Genomic DNA, 5,435 nt, shown 5'->3' on the forward strand with positions numbered 1-5,435 from the left:
CGCCCGGCTCCGGCCGGACGCCCGCGCGGCCCGGCCCCGGCGTGCCGGCACGCCCGGTTCCGGATCTTCGGCGCCGTCCGGGCCGAACCGTCGGCGCGGCCCGGCCGGGCACGGCTACGATCCGTCTGATCCGCGGGCTCACGGGCGGACGAGAACCTCATCGGGAGTGCAATGGCCGACTCACCTCCTCGGTCGGACGCGCCGGGCTCGGCGCCCGGCGACGACCTGGACCGGCAGCAGGCCGCCGAGGACGGCGCGCCGGGCGGTCCGGTCGTCGCGACGCCCGAGCCCTGGGGCGGATCGCCCCCGTGGTGGTCGTCGGCTCCCGGCGACGGCACCGGCCCGCACGCCCTTCCGGGCGGGACCGGACCGCACGTCCTGCCCGACGGCACCGGCCCGCACGTCCTCCCGGACGGGACGGGCCCGCATCGCCTCCCCGGCTCGGCCAACGGCACGGGCCCACTGCGGATGCCCGGCCCGGGCCCGGCCAACGGGACCGGAGGGCACCCCCTCCCGAACGGGACCGGCCCGATCCCCGTCATGCCCGGGCAGGACGGAGCCGGTACGGCGGCCCGGCAGGGCGGGCGCGGGCGCCTCCCCGGCCTGCTGCTCGGCGCGGGCATCGGCGCGTGCCTCCTCGCCCTGCTGATCGCGGGGGTGCTGGTGCTCCGGTCCGGCGCGGACCGGAAGGCCCCGGCGGTGTCCAAGGCGTCCACCAAGCGGATCGCCACGGCCGCGATCGCCGGCGGGCTCCGCAAGGACGGCGTCACCGCCCCGCCCGCGAGCGCGGCGTACCCGTTCGTCGCGGCGGCGGTCCGGGCCGGCGGGATCCCCGCCGCCAAGGACGGGACCGCCGTCTACACCGATCAGCCCACCGGCGAGGTCAATGTCCTGTTCATGGGCGGGACGGGCCAGGTCGGCGACCCGGCGGAGTTCCTGCGCAAGATCCGCCCGACCACGTTCGTCACCGGGCAGAACGCCGACGCGGGCGCGGGCGGCGGCCGGGCGCTGTGCGGCACGTTCGCGGTGCTCGCGGACGTCCACCTGTACTGCGCGTGGGCGACGAAGGACTCCTACGGGATCGTCGCGTCGAACGTGTCGACCCCGGGCGAGCCGGTCCCGCTGATGGCCGACCTCATGCGCCGGGTCCGCCAGGACGTGGAGAAGCCTCGGCGTTGAACAGCCGCCGCGTGTCGGCGCCCACCACCCCGAGGACGTGGCCCACGAAGTAGACGGTGCCGAGGACGACCAGGTGATGCCCGAGCGTCCCGAGCGAGGCGGGCGTCACCGCGTCCAGGCCGACGACGTCCCAGCCGGGCGGCAGGGCGCGGGTGAAGCGCAGATGCGGCAGCGGCAGCCGGACGAACGTCACGGGCACGTCGCCGAGCTCGGCGACCGCGCCGTCCAGGTCCTTGTGGTCGGGCAGGCAGACGACGGCACGGTCGATCGTCCCCCAGCGGTCCCGGGCCGCGGCGAGGGCGGCGGCGACGCCCGTCCGGTCGATCGCCGAGTCGGCGAGCAGGGTGGTCGCCGTGCCGGGGACCGCGTGCCAGGACAGCCGTCCGGGAAGCGTCACCGTCGCCAGCACCGCATGGAGCCGCTCCGCGGACGGCTCGCCCGCGTGTGGGGCCGCGAGGCGGCGGGCCGCGGCGATCCCCAGCTCCGCGCTCACCCGTCCCAGCCCGGCCGGGAGCAGGTCGGGCGGCACTTCGGCGCCGCCAGGCCCGACGTACTCGACCCGTCCGGCCAGCGCCTCCGCCACCTCGGCGGACTGCGGCGCCGACAGCACGGCCCGCGTCGCCGGTCCCGCCACGCCGAGCTTCTCCAGCGCGATCTCCGCGGCCGTCTCGCCGAGCACGCCGACGTGCTCCCGGAAGACCGGGGTGATCGCGGCGATCTCGGGCGGGAACAGGCTCACCTCGTCCGAGCGGCCGCCCATGCCCGCCTCCAGAACGATCACGTCCGCGGCGGCGTCCCGGGCGTGCAGGACGCCCGCGAGCGTGAAAAGCCCGGCGGGGGAGAGGTAGCCGCCCATGCCGTTCCCGGGCGGCAGGGCGGCGGCGGCCCGGCCGAGCCGCTCGCCCAGGGACGCCAGCTCCGCGCCGGACACGGCCCGTCCGCCGACCCTGATCCGGTCGCGGTCGTCGCGCAGGCCGGGGCTGGTCACGGTGCAGACCCGCAGGCCCGCCGCCGCCAGGAACGCCGACGCGTACGTCGCCGCCGTGCCCTTGCCCTTCGACCCGACGACCGTCAGGACGGGCACGCCCGGGGCGAGCACACCCAGGACCTCCGCCAGGGCACGGGCGCGCGGAAGGCTCCGGGACGCGCCCGGAGCGCGCGCGTCCCATTCCCGGTAGAAGACCTCGGCGGCGTCCACCCGACCCATGCTTTCAACGTCCGGGGCGGGGCGGGCCGGCGGGCGGCGCCGAGTAGGCTCTCATCGTGAGTCAGGAAACCGAGCCGCTCGACTACCGGGGCGCCGTCAGCGCGATCATGAGCCGCGGCGTCGAGTGGGAGATCGATCCCACGCTGGACCGCATCCGCGACCTCGTCGACGTCCTGGGCGAGCCGCAGCGCGCCTACCCGGTCATCCACGTCGCCGGGACGAACGGCAAGTCCAGCACCGCGCGGCTCATCGAGTCGCTGCTGCGCGAGCGCGGCCTGCGCACCGGCCTGTACACCAGCCCGGAGATGACCACGCTGCGCGAGCGGATCGCGATCGACGGGGAGCCGGTCAGCGAGGAGCGGTTCGTCGAGGCGTACGAGGACGTGCTGCCCTACGTCCAGCTCGTCGACGGCAAGCACCCGACGCCGCTGTCGTTCTTCGAGGTCCTCACCGCGATGGCGTTCGCGGCCTTCGCGGACGCCCCGGTCGACGTCGCGGTCGTCGAGGTCGGCATGGGCGGCACCTGGGACGCCACGAACGTCGCCGACGGCGTCGTCGCCGTGGTCACCCCCATCGGGCTCGACCACACCCGCTACCTCGGCGACACCGTCGAGGAGATCGCGGGCGAGAAGGCCGGGATCATCAAGCAGGGCGCGGTCGCGATCCTGTCGCAGCAGCCCGTCGAGGCGGCGGAGGTGCTGCTGCGGCGGATCGTCGAGACCGGCGCCGCCGTCGCCCGCGAGGGCATCGAGTTCGGCGTGCTCAACCGGGACGTCGCCGTCGGCGGGCAGCAGATCGACCTGCGCGGCCTGCACGGCACCTACGACGAGATCTTCCTGCCGCTGTTCGGCGAGCACCAGGCGAGCAACGCCGCGTGCGCCCTCGCCGCCGTCGAGGCGTTCGCGAGCGGCGCCCCGACCCGGGGCGAGCCCAACCTGGAGGCCGCCACCCGCATCGCCCCCGGCGACGCGTTCATCGGCGGCGCCGAGAACCAGCTCGACCCCGCGCTCGTCCGCAGCGGCTTCGCCAAGTCGGCGTCCCCGGGACGGCTGGAGGTCGTCCGCACCGGCCCGACGATCCTGCTGGACGCCGCGCACAACCCGGCGGGCATGGCCGCGAGCGTCGCCACGATCACCGAGTCGTTCGGCTTCACCCGCCTCGTCGGCGTGCTCGCCGTCGCCGCCGACAAGGACGTCGCCGGGATCCTCGACCAGCTCGAACCCGTGCTCGCCGAACTCGTGGTGACCCGCAACTCCTCGCCGCGCTCCCTGCCGCCCGAGGAACTGGCCGAGGAGGCCGAGGGGATCTTCGGGGAGGAGCGCGTCCACGTCGCGGACCGCCTCGACGACGCCATCGACCGGGCCATCGGCCTCGCCGAGGAGACCGGCGAGTACCAGGGCGCGGGCGTGCTCATCGCCGGGTCGGTGGTCACGGTCGGGGACGCGCGGACGCTGCTGCGCGTCGGAGAGGGACGGTGACGGCCATGGCCCACCCCGCGAACACCGCGAACCCGGCGCGCAGGCTGCTCGCCACCGTCCTGGCCTGCGAGGCCATCGTGATCGCGCTGGCGATCCCCGTGGCGATCACCGTCCTGGACGTGGACGGCGCGACCGCCGGGGGCGTGTGCGGCGGCCTCGCGGTCGCCTGCCTGCTGATGGCCGGGCTGCTCCGGTTCCCCTGGGCGGTGGCCGCCGGCTCGGTGCTCCAGGTGCTGATCGTCGCGACCGGCTTCATGGTGCCGACCATGTTCTTCCTCGGCGTCGTGTTCGGGGCGCTTTGGGCGACCGGGATTTGGATGGGACGCAAGGCGGAGAGCGCGGGGGCACGCTAAATTGCCGGGACCGGCGCCGATATCCGTTCTCGCCGATTCCCATTAACCCCGGCTATTCATCCAATTCGGGCATTGTTTCCTTTCGGGAAATAGGGGATCGGCGAAACGGCGACCTCCGAAGGAGCAGGCCGTGTCCCCCCGACCCGCGTCCCTGAAAGCCGCATTCCCGAAAGCCCTCCTCGCGAAAGCGAGATCCGCGAGAGCCGCCCGCCCCGAACCCGACCACGCGGAAGCCCTGCCACCCGAGAGCAGCCGCCCGGACGCCGCACACCGGGACACCGCACACCTGGACGGCGCGGCGCCGCCGGGCGCCCGTCCAAGCGACGCCCGCCCGGACGGCCCAGCCCCGCCCGAAGACAACCCCAGGCAGGACGGCCACACCGAGCACCCCACGCCAGCGCCGGAACCCACGCCCGCCCTCACGCCAGATCCCGCGCCCGCGCCCGGCGCAACGCCGGGAGACGAGCACCTGGACGCGACCGAACCGCTCAACGTCATGCCCGGCCCGGACGGCCACATCGAGCACCCGGATCCCACCCCCGCGTCCACGCCCGCAGCCACGGACGAGCCCGCGCCCGCACTCACGACGGGGCCTGTGCCCCTGTCCACGGCCGATGCGGCGCCGCGAGGCGAGCACCTGGACGCCGCCGAACCGCCGACAGGAAAGCCAGGCCAGGACGGGCCCGACGAGCGACCCACTCCCGCGTCCATGCCGGAACCCACGCCCACGGCAGGGCTTTGGGGCTTGTTCGCGTTGGTGTTGATGGTGGTCACCGCGGTGCCCGCCGCCGTCCTGGTCGTCCCTGACACCAGCGCCAACGTGATCTCCGCGGCCGTGCGGGCGCTCGGGCTCGGGGACGGCCAGGTCGCCGGGCTGCTGCGCGCCACCGGGCTCGCGCTGCCCGCGCTGCTGCTGACGGTCCCGCTCGCCGCCGTCGCCGCGCGCCGGTTCCGGGCGGGCTCGGTGCTGACCACCGGAACGCTGGTCCTGCTCGGCGGGCTCGGCGCCGTCCGGTTCGCCTCCGCGGTGCCGCTCGCCGGGACGATCCGCGCGGCGCAGGGCGTGGGAGCGGGCCTCATGCTGCCCGCGTCGCTCGTCCTGGTGTGGGAGCGGGGGAGCCGGGCGCTCTCGGCGCTGTGGGCGGGCGTCCTCGCGGGTGCGCTGCTCGCGGCGATGCCCGTGGTGCTGCACGCCGTCCCGCTGCCCGCCGCGGGGAC

Annotated in this window: 5 protein-coding genes; 4 read left to right on the forward strand and 1 reads right to left on the reverse strand. The window is 75.6% G+C overall.

The window, feature by feature from the left end:
• The first annotated feature begins 171 nt into the window (after positions 1-171).
• Positions 172-1,179, forward strand: coding sequence for a hypothetical protein (locus E1300_RS47300; RefSeq protein WP_131763796.1), 1,008 nt, complete (start codon positions 172-174; stop codon positions 1,177-1,179).
• Here E1300_RS47300 and E1300_RS47305 read toward each other — a convergent pair.
• Positions 1,136-2,386: a folylpolyglutamate synthase/dihydrofolate synthase family protein gene (locus E1300_RS47305; RefSeq protein ID WP_131763797.1), complete on the reverse strand. Its 1,251-nt coding sequence runs from the start codon at positions 2,384-2,386 to the stop codon at positions 1,136-1,138. The two genes, E1300_RS47300 and E1300_RS47305, sit on opposite strands and share 44 nt — an antisense overlap.
• A 107-nt stretch (positions 2,387-2,493) precedes the next feature.
• On the opposite strand from E1300_RS47305, the gene E1300_RS47310 reads away from it, so the two are divergent.
• The 3 genes from E1300_RS47310 to E1300_RS47320 all read left to right on the forward strand — a co-directional run.
• Positions 2,494-3,864, forward strand: a complete 1,371-nt coding sequence (locus tag E1300_RS47310; RefSeq protein ID WP_131763799.1) for a bifunctional folylpolyglutamate synthase/dihydrofolate synthase — start codon at positions 2,494-2,496, stop codon at positions 3,862-3,864.
• Positions 3,865-3,869: 5 nt separating this feature from the next.
• The gene (locus E1300_RS47315; protein ID WP_131763798.1) at positions 3,870-4,217 is read left to right on the forward strand and encodes a DUF4233 domain-containing protein; all 348 of its coding nucleotides are present in this window, start codon (positions 3,870-3,872) and stop codon (positions 4,215-4,217) included.
• 763 nt (positions 4,218-4,980) lie between these two features.
• Positions 4,981-5,435: hypothetical protein (locus tag E1300_RS47320; RefSeq protein WP_370786168.1), on the forward strand; the 455-nt coding region annotated here is incomplete at its 3' end.

The sequence above is a fragment of the Actinomadura fibrosa genome, from assembly GCF_900659615.1.
GTDB classification, from domain to species: Bacteria; Actinomycetota; Actinomycetes; order Streptosporangiales; family Streptosporangiaceae; genus Spirillospora; species Spirillospora fibrosa.